Origin of the sequence: Pseudomonas laurentiana (assembly GCF_014648275.1) — a bacterium.
GTDB lineage: Bacteria > Pseudomonadota > Gammaproteobacteria > Pseudomonadales > Pseudomonadaceae > Aquipseudomonas > Aquipseudomonas laurentiana.
The window spans coordinates 81119-97408 of the sequence record NZ_BMQU01000012.1; the positions used below are offsets into that span (position 1 = coordinate 81119).

11 protein-coding genes and 2 pseudogenes are annotated in these 16290 nt (G+C 59.0%); 11 read left to right on the plus strand and 2 right to left on the minus strand.

Going from position 1 to position 16290, the window contains the following annotated elements:
• The first annotated feature begins 36 nt into the window (after nt 1–36).
• From IE038_RS14055 to IE038_RS14075, 5 genes are all read left to right on the plus strand, one after another.
• On the plus strand, nt 37–1503 hold the full coding sequence (locus IE038_RS14055) for an MBL fold metallo-hydrolase RNA specificity domain-containing protein (protein ID WP_163933189.1): 1467 nt from the start codon (nt 37–39) through the stop codon (nt 1501–1503).
• Nucleotides 1504–2080: 577 nt separating this feature from the next.
• A complete protein-coding gene (gene wbpA, locus IE038_RS14060; protein ID WP_163933227.1) occupies nt 2081–3394 on the plus strand; it encodes a UDP-N-acetyl-D-glucosamine 6-dehydrogenase in 1314 nt (437 codons plus the stop codon).
• A gap of 17 nt (nt 3395–3411) precedes the next feature.
• On the plus strand, nt 3412–4362 hold the full coding sequence (gene wbpB, locus IE038_RS14065) for a UDP-N-acetyl-2-amino-2-deoxy-D-glucuronate oxidase (protein ID WP_163933192.1): 951 nt from the start codon (nt 3412–3414) through the stop codon (nt 4360–4362).
• Between the two features lie 7 nt (nt 4363–4369).
• A complete protein-coding gene (wbpD, locus tag IE038_RS14070) occupies nt 4370–4954 on the plus strand; it encodes a UDP-2-acetamido-3-amino-2,3-dideoxy-D-glucuronate N-acetyltransferase (protein ID WP_163933195.1) in 585 nt (194 codons plus the stop codon).
• Nucleotides 4951–6039, plus strand: a complete 1089-nt coding sequence (locus IE038_RS14075; RefSeq protein ID WP_189395804.1) for a DegT/DnrJ/EryC1/StrS family aminotransferase — start codon at nt 4951–4953, stop codon at nt 6037–6039. The genes wbpD and IE038_RS14075 overlap by 4 nt, the downstream gene beginning before the upstream one ends.
• Nucleotides 6040–6486: 447 nt before the next feature.
• Here IE038_RS14075 and IE038_RS25300 read toward each other — a convergent pair whose 3' ends face one another.
• Complete coding sequence (locus IE038_RS25300; protein ID WP_498052824.1) at nt 6487–7014, minus strand: transposase; 528 nt, start codon at nt 7012–7014, stop codon at nt 6487–6489.
• Nucleotides 7003–7268, minus strand: a pseudogene (locus tag IE038_RS25305) (transposase); the annotation flags it as partial. The pseudogene IE038_RS25305 and the gene IE038_RS25300, both read right to left, overlap by 12 nt.
• A 588-nt stretch (nt 7269–7856) precedes the next feature.
• Here IE038_RS25305 and asnB point away from each other — a divergent pair.
• The 6 genes and pseudogenes from asnB (at nt 7857) to IE038_RS14110 (ending at nt 16283) form a co-directional block, all read left to right on the plus strand.
• On the plus strand, nt 7857–9743 hold the full coding sequence (gene asnB, locus IE038_RS14085) for an asparagine synthase (glutamine-hydrolyzing) (protein WP_189395805.1): 1887 nt from the start codon (nt 7857–7859) through the stop codon (nt 9741–9743).
• A gap of 127 nt (nt 9744–9870) precedes the next feature.
• Entirely contained in the window at nt 9871–11061 is a 1191-nt protein-coding gene (locus IE038_RS14090; RefSeq protein ID WP_163933198.1) for a glycosyltransferase family 4 protein, read from the plus strand.
• Nucleotides 11058–12165 (plus strand): annotated as a pseudogene (locus IE038_RS14095) (NAD(P)/FAD-dependent oxidoreductase). The gene IE038_RS14090 and the pseudogene IE038_RS14095 overlap by 4 nt, the downstream one beginning before the upstream one ends.
• A gap of 14 nt (nt 12166–12179) precedes the next feature.
• Nucleotides 12180–13415: a glycosyltransferase family 4 protein gene (locus tag IE038_RS14100; protein ID WP_163933201.1), complete on the plus strand. Its 1236-nt coding sequence runs from the start codon at nt 12180–12182 to the stop codon at nt 13413–13415.
• A 91-nt stretch (nt 13416–13506) separates the two neighbouring features.
• Nucleotides 13507–14805 carry a hypothetical protein gene (locus IE038_RS14105; protein ID WP_189395806.1) on the plus strand — a complete coding sequence of 433 codons (1299 nt, stop codon included), beginning with the start codon at nt 13507–13509 and terminating at the stop codon, nt 14803–14805.
• Nucleotides 14802–16283 (plus strand): MATE family efflux transporter, encoded by a 1482-nt coding sequence (locus IE038_RS14110; RefSeq protein WP_163933211.1) that lies wholly within the window; start codon nt 14802–14804, stop codon nt 16281–16283. The genes IE038_RS14105 and IE038_RS14110 overlap by 4 nt, the downstream gene beginning before the upstream one ends.
• Nucleotides 16284–16290: the final 7 nt, after the last annotated feature.

The window sequence follows — 16290 nt, forward strand, 5'->3', positions numbered from 1 at the left end:
AATAGTGCTACTCAAAAACGCATGGAACGGGCTCGTATGGATTTTCCCGCTATTACCCACCACGGCGCCACCCAAGGCGTAACCGGCTCCTGTCACCAGCTCGATCTTGATGGCGCTCAAAGCCTGCTGGTCGATTGCGGTCTGTTTCAGGGTGACGAGTCGAGCCCAGCGGCCAACCTTGCAGTCGACTTCCCGATAGAGGGCATCAAGGCCCTGCTGATCACTCATATTCACATTGATCATGTCGGGCGCATTCCCAGCCTGCTGGCTGCTGGTTTCAACGGCCCTATTATCTGCAGTCAGCCCTCTGCCAGGCTATTGCCGCTAGTGTTGGAAGATGCCTTCAAACTCAGCGTCACCCGTGACCAGAACACAGTAGATCGCTACCTCAAGCGTGTAGAGCAAGCCATCATCGCTGTGCCCTACGATCAGTGGCATGAACTCATCAATACCCCGGACCTGATCTGCAATGTCCGCCTTCAGCGTGCGGGCCATGTATTGGGTTCGGCGTACATTGAATGTGATATCCACTACCTGAAAACCGCTACCAACAAACGCATAGTTTTTTCTGGAGACCTCGGGGCGACCCTTACGCCATTGTTGCAGCCACCCAAATCGCCGGAGCGAGCCGACATCCTGGTGCTGGAAAGCACCTACGGCGACCGCCTGCATGAAGACCGTACCCATCGCCAGCAACGCCTCGAACAAGCGATCGATCAGGCGTTGGCTGACCATGGCACCATCCTGATTCCGGCATTCAGTGCCGGTCGCACCCAAGAGCTGCTCTACGAAATCGAAGACATCCTCCACCGCAAGGCGCTGCTGTCTGCCGAGCCTTGCCAAGGCGAACAGGAGCCTCGGCAAGGGTTGCCCATCGACTGGCCGCAACTGCCCATCATTCTTGATTCGCCATTGGCCAGCCGTTTCACCCAAGCCTACCGTGAGCTTAGCGACTTCTGGAATGACGAAGCCCGGCAGCGTTTGAGCGAGGGGCGAAAACCGCTGCGCTTCAGGCAGTTGATCACCATTGATAGCCACGTGCAGCACCAGAAAGCCGTCAACTACCTAGCGAGCACCGGCAGGCCTGCTATTGTCATTGCAGGCAACGGCATGTGTTCAGGTGGGCGAATCGTCAACTACCTCAAGGCTATGCTTGGCGACCCGCGGCACCAAGTGTTGTTCGTTGGCTACCAGGCAAGAGGCACGCCGGGTGCAGTGATACAGGCAAGCGAGGGCGCCGAAGGCTTTGTCATGATTGACCTGGATGCCGAGATGTACGAGATCAAGGCCAAAGTGGCAACGCTGGGTGGCTACTCGGCCCATGCGGATCAGAAAGGCTTGGTGGATTTCGTAACGGGGATGCAGCAGTGGCCTGCGCAGATTGTTTTGGTGCATGGAGAGTGGAGGGCGAAAAGGGCGTTGGCTGCTGCTTTGTTCATCCATTATGATCAGATGGAGCATAAGGTAGATGTACGGATTTCTGGTATGCCAACTGATAGTTGAGTTGTATAGATGAGTATGCTCCTCAGCGGTGAGGAGTACTTGGTGTTATCGGCTTGGGTCACTCGCACCCTCTAATCTCGCACTTTCTCTCCTGGGGCAGGGGAGTGAAAGCTCTGGTTTGAGTTGTATGGCCTGCTCCCTAGGTCAAGCTTGGCTTGGCATGCGTTGTTGCGGTTCGTCCTATCTGTCCGATTGTTGCTCCTGCCGCGACGTATTATGTCTATTGGTCGGTTTGCCAATTTTCTGAAGCCATTCAGAAGGATAATAGGCATAATACGTCGATTTTGGGTTGCAGGGTTGTAGGAATTTTCCTGCCTGATGATCCAAACCAAGACGACTCCTACAGTATTCCTTTGTCGGGCGCAAGACGTGGGCCTGGTTTGCGAGCTTTTTGTTGCCCGAGCACGAAAATGATAGTCGGAGGTATTTGTGACGCGCCATGAGGCTAGGGTGACGAGCGCATTTGCTGCTAAAGGCAATGCAAAGCCGCTTTATGGCAACATCGACAGCGGGTTGGTCAATCCCGGTTCGTTGGTGCTTTAACTGTTTTAGTTTTATAGATGGGGAGTTTTGCCAGATGTCGGACATCAAACGGGCTAGCATAGCCAAATTTAAAAGCAGAGAAGCTCTGATCGGGATCGTCGGGCTAGGCTATGTCGGTCTACCTTTGATGTTGCGTTACAACGCTATCGGCTATCGTGTGCTCGGTATTGATATTGATGAGGCAAAGGTCACCCGGCTCAATGGTGGGGAAAGTTATATTGAACACATCCCTGCAGAAAAAATTCGTGACGCCCGCGAAGGCGGTTTCGAAGCGACCAGCGATTTTCAGCGCGCGAGCGAATGCGATGCCTTGATCCTGTGCGTGCCTACGCCATTGAACAAGTATCGCGAGCCGGACATGAGCTTCGTGATCAATACCACGGATGCGATCAAACCTTACTTGCGTGAAGGGCAGGTTGTGTCTTTGGAGAGCACTACCTACCCGGGTACCACGGAAGAGGAGCTTCTTCCGCGCGTTGAGGAAGCCGGGCTCAAAGTAGGTGAGAATATTTTTCTGGTCTATTCGCCGGAGCGCGAAGATCCGGGCAATCCAAACTTTGAAACTCGTACTATTCCCAAAGTCATCGGTGGGCACACCCCAGCGTGCCTGGATGTGGGCGTTGCACTCTACGAGCAGGCAATCGATCGCGTTGTCTCGGTTAGCTCCACCAAGGCAGCGGAAATGACCAAGCTGCTGGAGAACATCCATCGCGCGGTGAACATCGGCCTGGTCAACGAGATGAAGATCGTCGCCGACCGCATGGGTATCGACATCTTCGAAGTGGTCGATGCTGCGGCAACCAAGCCGTTCGGCTTCACCCCGTACTACCCGGGCCCGGGCCTGGGCGGCCACTGCATCCCGATCGACCCGTTCTACCTGACCTGGAAGGCCCGCGAGTATGGCCTGCACACCCGCTTCATCGAGCTGTCCGGTGAAGTCAACCAGGCCATGCCCGAGTTCGTGGTCAACAAGCTGATGGATGGTCTGAACAACAGCGCCAAGGCGCTGAAAGGTAGCAAAGTGCTGGTGCTGGGCATCGCCTACAAGAAGAACGTCGACGACATGCGCGAGTCGCCGTCGGTCGAGATCATGGAGCTGCTCGAAGCGAAAGGTTGCGTCGTCGCCTACAGCGACCCGCACGTACCGGTGTTCCCGAAGATGCGCGAGCACCACTTCGAACTCTCCAGCGAAGCACTGACTGCGGAAAACCTCGCCCGCTTCGATGCCGTGGTGCTGGCCACCGACCACGACAAGTTCGACTACGAGCTGATCCGCCAGCATGCCAAGCTGGTCGTCGATAGCCGCGGTAAGTACCGCGCGCCAGAAGCCCATATCATCAAAGCCTGATTGCGGGAGTGTCCTTCTTGAAACGTTTTGCCCTTATCGGTGCTGCCGGCTATATCGCCCCACGGCACATGCGTGCCATCAAAGACACCGGCAATGAACTGTCCCTGGCCTACGACATCAATGATTCGGTCGGGATCATCGACAGCCTGTCGCCGCAGAGCGAGTTTTTCACCGAGTTCGAGCGCTTTGCCGAGCACGCCAACCGCCTCAAGCGCGATCCGGTAACCGCCCTGGACTATGTTGCGGTCTGCTCGCCGAACTACCTGCACCACGCCCACATCGCTGCCGGCCTGCGCCTGGGTTGCGACGTGATCTGCGAAAAGCCGCTGGTGCCGACGCCGGAAGTGCTGGACGAACTGGCCCTGGTCGAGAAAGAGACCGGCAAGCGCGTCTATAACATCCTGCAATTGCGCCATCACAAGGCAATCCTGGACTTGAAGGAAAAGGTCGCCGGTGAAAACCGCGATGGCAAGTATGATGTCGAGCTCACCTACATTACCTCCCGCGGCAAGTGGTACATGGAGAGCTGGAAGGGCGATCCACGCAAGTCTTACGGTGTCGCCACTAACATCGGCGTGCACTTCTACGACATGCTGCACTTCATCTTCGGCAAGCTGCAGCGCAACGTCGTGCATTTCGCCAACGACTACAAGGCTGCGGGTTACTTGGAGTACGAGAAGGCGCGCGTGCGCTGGTTCCTATCCATCGACGCCAACGACCTGCCCGAGTCGGTCAAGGGCAAGAAGCCGACCTACCGTTCGATTACTGTCGACGGTGCCGAGATGGAGTTCTCCGAAGGTTTCACTGACCTGCATACCACCAGCTACCAGGAAATCCTGGCCGGTCGTGGCTATGGCATCGAAGATGCGCGCCACTGCGTAGAAACTGTGAACACCATCCGTTCGGCAAAAGTCGTCGAGCCGGAAAACGACGAAGGCCACCCATTCCTCGTAACCCTGCGTCGTTGAGGCTGACATGAATTATCAGGTGCATGCTTCGGCGATCGTCGATGACGGCGCACAGATTGGCGAAGGTTCGCGGGTGTGGCACTTCGTCCACGTTTGCGGTGGCGCACGGGTCGGCAAGGGGGTTTCCCTCGGGCAGAACGTGTTCGTGGGCAACAAGGTGGTCATTGGCGACAACTGCAAGATCCAGAACAACGTGTCGGTATACGACAACGTCACCCTTGAAGAGGGCGTGTTCTGTGGTCCCAGCATGGTGTTCACCAATGTCTACAACCCGCGGTCGCTGATCGAACGCAAGAGCGAGTACCGTGACACCCTGGTCCGTAAAGGCGCCACCTTGGGCGCCAACTGCACCATCGTGTGCGGTGTGACCATCGGTGCGTACGCCTTTGTCGGTGCCGGCGCGGTGATCAACAAGAACGTGCCGGCCTATGCCCTTATGGTGGGCGTTCCGGCAAGGCAGATCGGCTGGATGAGCGAGTTCGGCGAACAGCTTGACCTGCCCCTTGAGGGCGAAGCTGAGGCGGTCTGTGAGCACAGTGGTGCCCGTTACCGCCTGAGTGGCAAGACCCTGGCAAAGGAAAGCGCCAAATGATCGAGTTCATCGACCTCAAGATCCAGCAGGCCAACCTTAAGGACAAGATCGACGCTGGCATCCAGCGTGTCCTGGCCCACGGGCAGTACATCCTCGGCCCGGAAGTTGCCGAGCTTGAAGAGCGTCTGGCAGCTTTTGTCGGCGCCAAGTATTGCATCACCTGTGCAAACGGTACCGATGCCTTGCAGATCGCCCAGATGGCCCTGGGCATCGGCCCTGGTGACGAAGTGATAACGCCGGGCTTTACCTACATCGCGACGGCCGAGACCGTGGCGCTGCTGGGGGCCAAGCCTGTCTACGTCGACGTCGACCCGCGTACCTACAACCTGGATCCGGTGAAGCTGGAAGCGGCCATTACCCCGCGCACCAAGGCCATCATTCCGGTCTCGTTGTATGGCCAGTGCGCCGACTATGACGCGATCAACGCGATTGCCGCCAAGCACGGTATCCCGGTCATCGAAGATGCTGCGCAGAGCTTCGGCGCAACCTACAACGGCAAACGCTCCTGCAACCTGACTACCATCGCCTGCACCAGCTTCTTCCCTAGCAAGCCGCTGGGTTGCTATGGCGACGGCGGTGCGATCTTCACCAATGACGACGAGTTCGCCAAAGTGCTGCGCCAGATCGCCCGTCACGGCCAGGACCGTCGTTACCATCACATCCGCGTGGGTGTGAACAGCCGTCTGGACACCCTGCAGGCCGCGATTCTGCTGCCCAAGCTTGAGATCTTCGAGGCTGAACTTGCGCAGCGTGACAATGTTGCCGAGCGTTATGCCCAGTTGCTCGGTGCGAACGGCATTGCTGCACCCTTTGTGGCTGCAGGCAATACCAGCGCCTGGGCCCAATACACGGTGCAGGTGGACGATCGCGAAAAAGTGCAGGCGCAACTCTCGCAGGCAGGCGTACCTACCGCCGTGCACTATCCAATCCCGTTGAACAAGCAGCCTGCCGTTCGTGACGACCTTGCCAAGCTGCCTGTTGGAGATAGCGTCGCACAGCGCGTCATGAGCTTACCGATGCACCCTTATCTTCTCGTTGAGCAACAGCAGGCAATCTGTAGCGCGCTGAAAGACGCCATTGCCTAATCCTGCGGCTATGCAGAGGGTGGGAGAGGCGATGGGGTGAAAGGGCCTGGCCTAGTTGCCCTAACTGGCAATCCTCGACCCATCCTCTGCGAAGCGTCAGCCGATAGCGTTGATTTCTCAAGAATATGCAAGGGCACGTAGTGGCGAAGTTCCTGACTTTCCTCCGCTACATGCTGGGCTTGAGCTCCATGGATATCGGCTTCGACCTCGTATGGATGGCGAGGTCGTATCCAATCCGTGGGATGCCCTGTTAAGGAAACTCCGAGCAAGTCGCTCAACAACCGGCAACAGGCGGCGTCTTGACCCATCTGGGTGATGGTTTTCAGTGCCCATGTTGCCCAAACCAAGGCTCAACCTTGGTTTTCCTTTACTACAGACGCACCTCTCCTGTGGTAGTCAATAATTGTCGGCGCGACATCCACAGGTTCGATAGCGCAAATAGCGTGGTCAGTTAGCCGTGTTCTTGGTCAATCCCCGGAAGCGAGTTTTCACGTAGCCGAGTTGGCGTTTGATTACCCGGAACGGGTACTCCACTTTCGCACGTACCTGCGCCTTGGCCTTTTCGATCATGCGCTTGGCTTTGTAGCGCGCTGCGTTTGCCCAAGTGCTTATAAGTGCTACGTGCGTAGCTATCTGCCAGATCGCTGGCCGCCCTTCATGCTCTGGTCTTTTCTCAACACCGGTATAGCCCGCATCGGCACAGGTGACGTTCTCTGCGCCATGCAACAGATGTGCAACTTTCGTTACGTCGGCCACGTTCGCAGCGGTGCTGTGAACGTGATGCACCAGACCTGATTCAGCATCTGCGCCGATATGGGCCCTCATGCCGAAATAGTACTGGTTGCCCAGGTAGGTATTGATGGTTTCCAGGATGCCTGCCGCCAACTGGTGTTTCTCCAGCAAGTGCCGGAAATTCATGATTGTCGTGTCTTCCGGGATCGGGGTGCTGAGCGTCAGCCGAGCAAACTGGCGCATCGAGGTGATCTCGTACAACGCTTCTTCCATCGCTGGATCGCTCAGCGAAACCAGTTCTGCAGCAAGTGAATGCGCAGCATCGTTTCCAATGGATAAGGCTTACGACCGCCAGCGGCCTTTGGATAGTACGGCTCGATCAACGCGACCAGTCCGCTCCACGGCACGACGTGCTCCATCTCGGCCAGGAAACGCTCACGGCGGGTCTGCTTGCGCTTACCGGCGTACTCGAAATCGAAAAAGCTCATCTGACTCATGGGCAAGGCTTGTGGGGGTTGGTTGAGCGGGAGGCTATTTCAGCACAGGTCAGACGGCCTGTGCTGACTTGATCGGAGAGTCCTTAGTAGTACGCAGTCGAATTTTTTTGATCCGGTATGGATTTGGATGAGCAGTTTCGTGGCTTACGACTCTCAGGGTGCGACTTGTTCGATTGAGCAGGGTTGATCCAGCACGCTCGGCGCGATCGTGCCAAAGGCCTCAGCCTGCTTGATGTGGGGTAGGGGGGAGCGCGTCAAGCGCTATGCGCTCTGGATGTTGATCGCGAGCGGCTATGAGTGATCGCGCGCATGCTCTGTAGGGCAGACTGCAGTCCGTCGTGTGTTTCTGGCCCTGGCCTCCAAGGCCGACGTGTGTGATGCGCGCGGTTCAGGTATAGTCCGCGGCCGAGTCGTGAAAATTTCCCAGGGTTTGCTCGTCACACCCTGGAAAGATCAAGATACGTTTAACACTGTTTAGCTATCTGTGGCCTTTATCTGAATGTGGCGAGTTGGTAGGCAGTGTATTGTTGAACTCACTTATCATAATTTCCATTGTCGAATTGACGCTGTACTGGGTTGATTGAGCTTATGTGTGGGATTTTAGGGGGCGCGTGGTTCACAGGCGCGGAAGTTCCTTACGCTCGCGTCGAGCGGGCGCTGGTTCAGCTTCGCTTTCGAGGGCCTGACGATCGGGGTGTCGAAGGTTTTTCCTGCGCCGCCGCCAACGTTGCATTAGGGCACACCCGGCTTTCCATCATTGATCTGTCATCGGGTGGCCATCAGCCGATGAAGGCCAGCGATGGTCGCTATGTGCTTGTGTTCAACGGTGAGATCTACAACTACCGTGAACTGCGTGCCGAGCTGGCAGCGGGTGGCAGGGTGTTTACCACCGACTCGGACACCGAGGTGCTGCTCGCGGCCTGGGAAGCTTGGGGCGAGCAGGCATTGCCGCGCCTCGTCGGTATGTTTTCCTTTGTCCTGCTCGACCACCAGCGCGCCACGCTCACGTGCGTGCGCGATGCGTTCGGTATAAAACCGCTGTTTTATACCGTTGAAGGTGGGCACTTCCTGTTCGCTTCGGAAGTGGGTGCGATCAAAGCGCTCAAGGCGGCCCCGCTGCAACTCGATTGGCAACGTGCCTATGACTATCTGGTGCATGGCGATTACGACAGCAACCCTTCGACCTTCTTCGAGGGCGTGAAGCAACTGCCGTCGGGCCATCTGATGCAGGTGGACTTGCACTCGTCTGCCGTCCGCGAGCCGCGCCCTTGGTGGAAACCCAGCATCAAGGAGCGCACCGACCTGAGCTTCGCGGACGCTGCCGAGCAGGTCAGGGAGCAGTTCCTTGCCAACATTCGCCTGCATCTACGCAGCGATGTCGCCCTGGGGGCGGCGCTGTCGGGGGGGATCGACTCTTCCGCGGTCGTCTGTGCCATGCGGCATGTGGAGCCAGACCTGCCGATCCATACATTCAGCTATATCGCCCGCGACAGCGATGTCAGCGAAGAGGTCTGGGTCGATCGCGTCAATCAACACGTGAATGCCCGCCCGCACAAGGTTGTCGTCAGTGCCGAGAACCTGGTCAGGGACCTGGACTCCATGATCCTTGCCCAGGGCGAGCCGTTCGGTAGCACCAGCATCTATGCCCAGTACCGGGTTTTCCAGTTGGCTCGGGAAAACGGCGTTACTGTCACGCTGGACGGCCAGGGTGCCGATGAGATGCTTGGCGGCTACAGTGGCTACCCGGGGCAGCGCTTGCGCAGTTTGCTGGAAAAAGGCCACCTCAGCGAAGCCTGGTCGTTCCTGAACGAGTGGGCGCAGTGGCCAGGGCGTGACCGTATCGGGGGCGTCAAGCGCTGCGTCGCGGAAATGACCCAGGGTTCGCTTTACCAGGCGCTCAGGTCGCTGAACGGAATGCGCAGCACACCGGCGTGGCTCAACCCTGGGCCGCTGATCGAACGCGGCATCATCCGGGCGTTCCCTCACCAGCGTGCTGAAGTCAACGAGCCGGGGCGCAGGCTTGCAGCCGAGCTTGGCTTGTCGCTCACCAAGCGAGGCCTGCCCGCGTTGCTCAGGCATGGGGACCGCAACTCCATGCGCTTCTCGGTCGAGAGCCGAGTGCCCTTCCTGACCCAGGATTTTGTCGACCTGTTGCTCTCGTTGCCCGAGTCGTATCTCGTCTCGCCGAAGGGCGAGACGAAGTCGGTCTTCCGTGCCGCGATGCGTGGGATTGTGCCGGATGATGTGCTGGACCGCCGTGACAAGATCGGTTTCGCCACACCTGAGCAGGCTCTGTTCGCCTCGATGGTCGATACCATTCGCGGTTGGCTGAAGCATGATCTTCATTTGCCGTTCTTCAACCAGGCACAGGCGCTTCGTGAATTCGAACTGATCATGGCAGGAAGGCAGCCCTTCTCCTGGCAGATATGGCGCTGGATCAATTTCTGCCGCTGGCACAGTCACTTCCTGGGTTGAGTCGAAGGTTGATAAGCATCTTGAGAGTCTCGTTCTACGTTCCGGGCGCTCGTCCGCAGTTCATCAAGGAGGCGTCCCGAGCTTTCATCGATGCCATCCTGACGCTTTTCAGGAGGCATTGAGGCGCATGCGTATTCTTTACATGCACCCGGCCGCGGCATTCGGCGGGGCGTCCAAAAGCCTCATTGAGCTGTTTGCCTGCCTGCGTCAGCAAGGCGTCACGGGCACGGTCCTGACACCACGCGGCCCGGTATGCAAAGCGTTCACCGATGCGGGCATGGACGTCAGGCCTGTACGAGGGCTCAGCCAGTTTGACAACACCCGTTATGGTTACTACCGGCGATTGCGCTGGATAATCCTTTTGCGGGAGTTGTTGCTGCTGTCGTTTTCCCTGGCGGCCATCTGGCGTTTGCGCCATGAGCGCTTCGATTTACTGCACGTGAATGAAATCACCCTGCTGCCGCTGGCCATATTGACCAAATGGGTGCTGCGCATCCCCATGGTGGTGCATGTCCGCTCGTTGCAGCGCACTCCGGGCAACGGGCTGCGCACTCGGCTGATCAATCATTGGCTTGCCAGGCATGCCGATGCCGTGGTGGCCATCGATCATACGGTGAGGCAGACACTGGATTCGAAGCTTCAGGTAGAGGTCGTTCACAACGGGCTGGTGATCGACAACCCCCCAGCAGGCTCGGGTGGTCATTCGAGAGCGCTGGTCACTGTCGGCTTCTTGGGGGTTCTTATTGCCCTCAAAGGTATTTACGAACTGATCGAGGCCATGCGAATCCTCAAGGAGCGGGGAGTCCAGGTGCATTGCCTGATCGCGGGTGAGAACGCTCGGCAATTGTCTGGCCTGAAAGCTTGGGTGCTCGGCAAGCTAGGGTTCGCCCGTGATGTTCGTGCGGATCTGGAGCGCCTGATCGTTCAGCATGAACTGCAAGGGCATGTCAGCCTCCTGGGTTTTGTCGGCGATGTAAGAACGCTGTATCCGCAACTGGATGTGCTGTGCTTCCCTTCGCATCTAGATGCTGCGGGGCGCCCGGTCTTCGAGGCGGCGTTCTACTCGATTCCCAGCGTGGTGGCGGTCCAGGACCCTGTGCTGGATGCGATCATTCATGAGGTGACGGGCCTGGCGATTCCCCGGCCGGATCCCGTGCTACTGGCTGATGCGCTGCAACGTCTGGTCGAGAATGACGCGTTTCGCGAGCAACTGGGGCGCCAGGCTCGCGCATGGGCCCAGGACAATTTCGCTATCGGCGCCAATGCGAAGCTCATGCATGGCGTTTATCTGCGCCTGCAACCGAGTAGCGATAGATGAACGACATCGGTTGTCTGGTCGTGGGTGGCGGTGTCATCGGCCTGGCCTGTGCCGCCCAGATGGCCCGCCAGGGCAACAGCGTGATGCTGGTCGAGCAGGAATGCCGTATCGACGAGCATACCTCAAGCCGCAACTCCGAAGTCATTCACGCCGGTATCTACTACGCACCGGGGTCGCTGAAGGCGGGCCTGTGCGCGGAAGGTCGCGACCTTTTATACAGCTGGTGCCAGGACCATGGTGTGAACAACCGCCGGGTTGGCAAGCTGCTGGTGGCGGTCACCGAGTCCGAAGTCGCGGCCCTTGAGGCGCTGCAGCGCAATGCTCGCCACTCGGGAGTAGATAGCCTCGAGGAAGTTTCCGTGGCATGCCTGCGTGAGCTGGAGCAGTCAGTTGCCGGGGTGGCTGCGCTGTTCTCGCCGCAGACCGGCATCATCGACATCCATGGCTACATGGAGTCGCTGCTTGCCGACGCACGGCGCCATGGCGCGGACCTGGTGCTTGATACCCGGGGCGAGCACCAGGCACCCACTGCACAGGGCTGGGAGGTGGTGGGGGGCAGTTGTGGCGAGCGCTTCAAGCTCCACGCCCGTTGTGTGATCAACGCCGCCGGTCTTTTCGCCAGCCAGCTGGCCGAGCGGGTCGAAGGCTTGGCCGCTGCGCACGTGCCGGCCACCCATTGGTGCCAGGGCCGCTATTTCGCCTATGCCGGTCGCGCACCCTTCAGCCATCTGGTCTATCCGATGCCGGAAACCAACACGGCGCTCCTGGGTGTCCATGCCACCCTGGACCGGGGCGGGCAGGTACGCTTCGGCCCGGAGGTCGCGTGGACCCAGGCACTGGACTATCGGGTGGATGAGTCTCTTCGCGAGGAGTTTTCTCGCGCAATTGCCAGATATTTCCCATCGATTGATACGAACAAGCTGACTGCTGGTTGCAGTGGTATACGGCCTAAATGCCGCCGCAGGCCAGCCTGCCGCAGATTTCAGCATTCAGGCGCCGCAAACCCATGGTTTGCCTGGCCTGGTCAATCTTTACGGGATCGAATCACCTGGGCTGACAGAAAGCCTCGCGATTGCCCGGCATGTCTCCCTGCTTCTCGATTGAGTCACTGACTACCCATGAAGATCCTCGTACTTTCCCAGTATTTCTGGCCTGAAAGCTTCATCATCAACGACATCGTGCGCACGCTGGACGAGCAGGGGCATGACGTGGTTGTTGCCACTGGCAAACCCAACTATCCGGATGGCGACATCTTCGAGGGCTACCGGGCAGGCGGAACCCAGCGCGAACGTTACCTTGAACGCATCGATGTCGTGCGGGTGCCGTTATGGCCGCGCGGGGCGGGCGGGGCGAGAAACCTCATACTCAATTACCTGTCGTTCGTGCTGGCCGGCTTGTTCTATCTGCCTTGGCTGCTGCGCAAGCGGGAGTTCGATGCCATCCTGGTCTTTGCGCCATCGCCCATCCTGCAGGCCATTCCTGCCATTTTGCTGAAGTGGATCAAGCGCGCCAGGCTGGCGTTGTGGGTCCAGGACTTGTGGCCGGAGAGCCTGGCCGCCACCGGGTTCGTCCGCAATCGCCTGGCCTTGCGTCTGGTCGGCGGCCTGGTGCGGGGCATCTACCGTTGCTGTGACACGCTGCTGGTGCAGTCGCACGCGTTCGTGGAGCCGGTGTCGCGATACGCCGCCAGGGACAAGATTGTCTACTTCCCCAACTCGATGGACTCCCGTGCCATGGCCCATGCGCCGGCGCTGCCCGAGCCATTGGGCGATGTGTTGGCCAACCATTTTTGCGTGGTGTTCGCCGGCAACCTGGGCACTGCCCAGGCGCTGGACACGCTGGTCGAGGCGGCGGTGCAACTGTGTGATGACGCGGACCTGCGCCTGGTATTGGTGGGTAGTGGCAGCAGGTCTGCTTGGCTGCAGGAACGCAAGCAGGCGTTGGGGTTGGACAACCTCATCCTGCCGGGGCGTTTTCCCATGGACATGATGCCGGCCATATTCGAGCGCTCTGCGGTATTGCTCGTTTCGCTCAACGACCAGGACATCTTCGCCCAGACCGTGCCGAGCAAGATCCAGGCGTACCTGGCCGCTGGCAGGCCGATAGCGGCCAGCCTCAACGGCGAGGGCGCACGGGTGGTGATCGAGGCGGGAGCCGGTATGGCTTCGGCGGCTGAGCAGGTGGAAGCGCTGGTGGACAACCTACGCCGTCTCAAAGCCATGGATCCAGCGATGCGCGAGCAGATGGGGCGGGCTGGCCGGGCTTACTTCGATCAGCATTTCGAGATGAGTGCCCAGGTTCAAAGGCTTGTAAAGGTGCTCTCAGGTAACATTGCGCCATGTACGGGGCGGTAATTTCAGTTGGGGCGAGGCTAATCTTGAGCAAGTCGAAATGATGACGGTTATTAGCAGGGCTTGGGCGATCAGGCATTTACCGGTACTTGTAATGTTGCTGATCTACCTGCCGGCTGCCTGTGTCGGGCAGTTTTTGTTCAGCAATGAAGTGTCTCGGGATTTTCTGATCCTGCTGTTTCTTTTTACTGCGACCTATTGGTTCAGTTTTCCTTACTTTTCCAGGTTGTACCTGATTCTGGTGCGCCAAGTGGCAGTGCTGCGCCAGGTACCCACTTCGTGTTGGAGCATGCTGGCGGGCGCCTGCTTGCTGATTTATGCACTTGTTCTGGCCTATGTGTCCTGGCGAGCGCCTTCCGTGCCGTTGCTGGTTGCGCTCAAGGGCGGCAGCCTCATGGACATTGCCCATTCGCGCAGCCAGTACTTGGCCGGGCTCAAGGGCTATGAAAGCGTGCTGCGCTATGCAGTGTTCATTCTTGGTCGCTCGATCCTGCCGCTGATTCTGGTGGCTGCCTTCATGGCCCGTGCACGCTCGAGGCATGCATTGCTGGGGTTTGTCCTGGTGCTATCGCTGCTGTCCATGGAAAAAGCCGCGCCGATCTTCGTGCTGCTGCCTCTGGCCCTGCATTTCGCATTTGCAAAGCACTGGAAGACCCTGGCAGCTGTGTTGCTGCTGTTGGCGAGCAGTATCATGCTCATGACATTCCTGGCCATGGGCGGCAACAGCACCGCGGCCGCGCCTGGTGCCGCGACGCAGGCTTCGCATGGCGAAGACGCCCAGATGATGGTGCCGCCCGGCATGCCTATCGATAGGGCCATGGCGCCACCGTCGCGCTCAGTGCTCCTCCATCACCTGCATGTGCTATACGGCGACGGTAAATACAGGCTCGATGCAGCCACGGTCTCGGGCAAATTGACGCTCCTGTTCAACCGGATCGCCTGGGTGCCCTATATCACTGCCTACGACTGGCTGGAGTTCCAGCGTATCGTCCTGGATGGGCACATCACCAATGGGCGTTCGATCAGCCTGGTGCACCTGTTGTACGGTGAGCCGAAAGTGCCACTGGAAAAGATGGTCTACGTCTTCGAGTACGGGGCATCTCCAGGCGGGCAGGGGGCCTCGAACACCGTGTTCTTCGTCGACGCCAAGCTTGCTTTCGGCTGGTTGGGAGTGCTTGCCTATTGCCTGGTCTTTACATTCTGTGCGGCGTGTATTTTCACGTCGGGCAGTCGGGTGCTGATCGTGTCGAGCATTGTCTGTTTCTTCATTGCCTCGATCAGTTCGTTGACCGCGACACTGCTCAGTGGCGGGCTGTTCATTTACGTTGTGCTCGCCTTCCTGTTGGGTGACCCTCTCAAAGCCAATGCTGCGGACAAGGAGTTCGCTCGATGAAACCAGGGATGGCGATTTCCACGTTCAAAACTGCCAGCGGGCAGTTTTTCGGCCTGCTGTTCGGTGCCATTGCCGTCAAGCTCCTGGCTATCGTCGCTGGGCCGGCGGGGGTTGGGCTGTATTCGGTATTGCGTCAGTTGCAGCAGATGCTCTCGTCGGTGGCCTCGATCGGCGGGCAGAATGCCGTTGTCCAGGGCATGAGCATCTACACCGGGATCACTCGGCAGCGCTTTTTCCTCTCCACTCTTTATGTATTCCTTGCCATGGGCCTGCTCGTGTGCGGCGCGGTGCTCGCTGGAGCCGATCTGATTGCCGGGCTTGCCCTGGCTGGAGATCATGCCTCGGCGGTGCGCTGGCTGGTGATCCCGGTGATCCTGGGCACGCTGCTGTTCTTCCTGCGCGGGGTGCTGACGGCAGACGGGCAGTATGGCTCGGTGGCGCTCATAAACCTGGCCACCGGCCTGGGCGCGGCAGTGGTGGCACTGCCGGCGGGGCTGGCCTACATGCGCGGATACCCTGACCTGCTGGTGCTGCTGGTGGGTGGCGGGCTGGTGCCAGCGTTGCTGATCGCGTTCATTCATGTGCGCCGGCTCGGCTACCTGGGCAGCCTCGCTGAATTAGCGCCGAGCGGCGTCACTTGGGATGCCAGCACACGCTTTCTGCACGTGGCGCTGCCGTCGCTGTTGTCGCTGATGCTGACCCTGGGCTGCGTCCTGGTGGTGCGGGCGAAGGTCGTGCACCTGTACGGCCTGGAAGGCGCTGGCCAGTTCGATGCCGCCTGGAGCATCAGTGCCATGTACCTGGCCTTGTTCCTCGCTTCCCTGCAGAGCTACCTGCTGCCGACGCTGAGCAAGACGAGCACCGATGCGGCCCTGCACTGCGCTCTGTCCAAGGCATTCCATTTCGCTTTGATGTTATCCTTGCCACTGATCGTCGGCCTGGTGGTATTCAAGCCACTGGTGATGAGCCTGCTGTTCAGCAAGGCGTTCATGCCGGCGCTGGACGTGCTGCGCTGGGTGCTGTTGGGCGACTTTGTCCGTGTGTTGGGCTGGGTCATGTCGACCACGCTCCTGGCCCGCGCCGACATGAAGGGTTTTGCGCTGGGCGAAGGGCTGTGGAGCCTGGTCTTCGTTGCCGTCGCCCTGCTGCTGCTGCCGCATGGTATCGAGTGGGTCGGTGTGGCTTACTTGCTGGGCTATGTCGCGTACCTCATCTTTCTCGGCTGGCGTCTGTGGCGGGTACATGGCGCCGGGCTGGAGCGGCACCGTATCGGCCAGTGGCTCGCCGCACTGGCACTGATTGTCCTGGCCTCCAGGTTGTGCTGGCACGAGCAGCAAATGCTCGCCTGGCCAATGCTGATGATCATTCCTTCCGTGATGTTCAGCTGGTATATCATGCAGGCAGATGAGCGAAAATTTGCAGTGCACCTTGCCAGCCAGTCATTGGGACGGCTGAAGCGGTTTACCGGCCGGCGCTGAGTCGGCC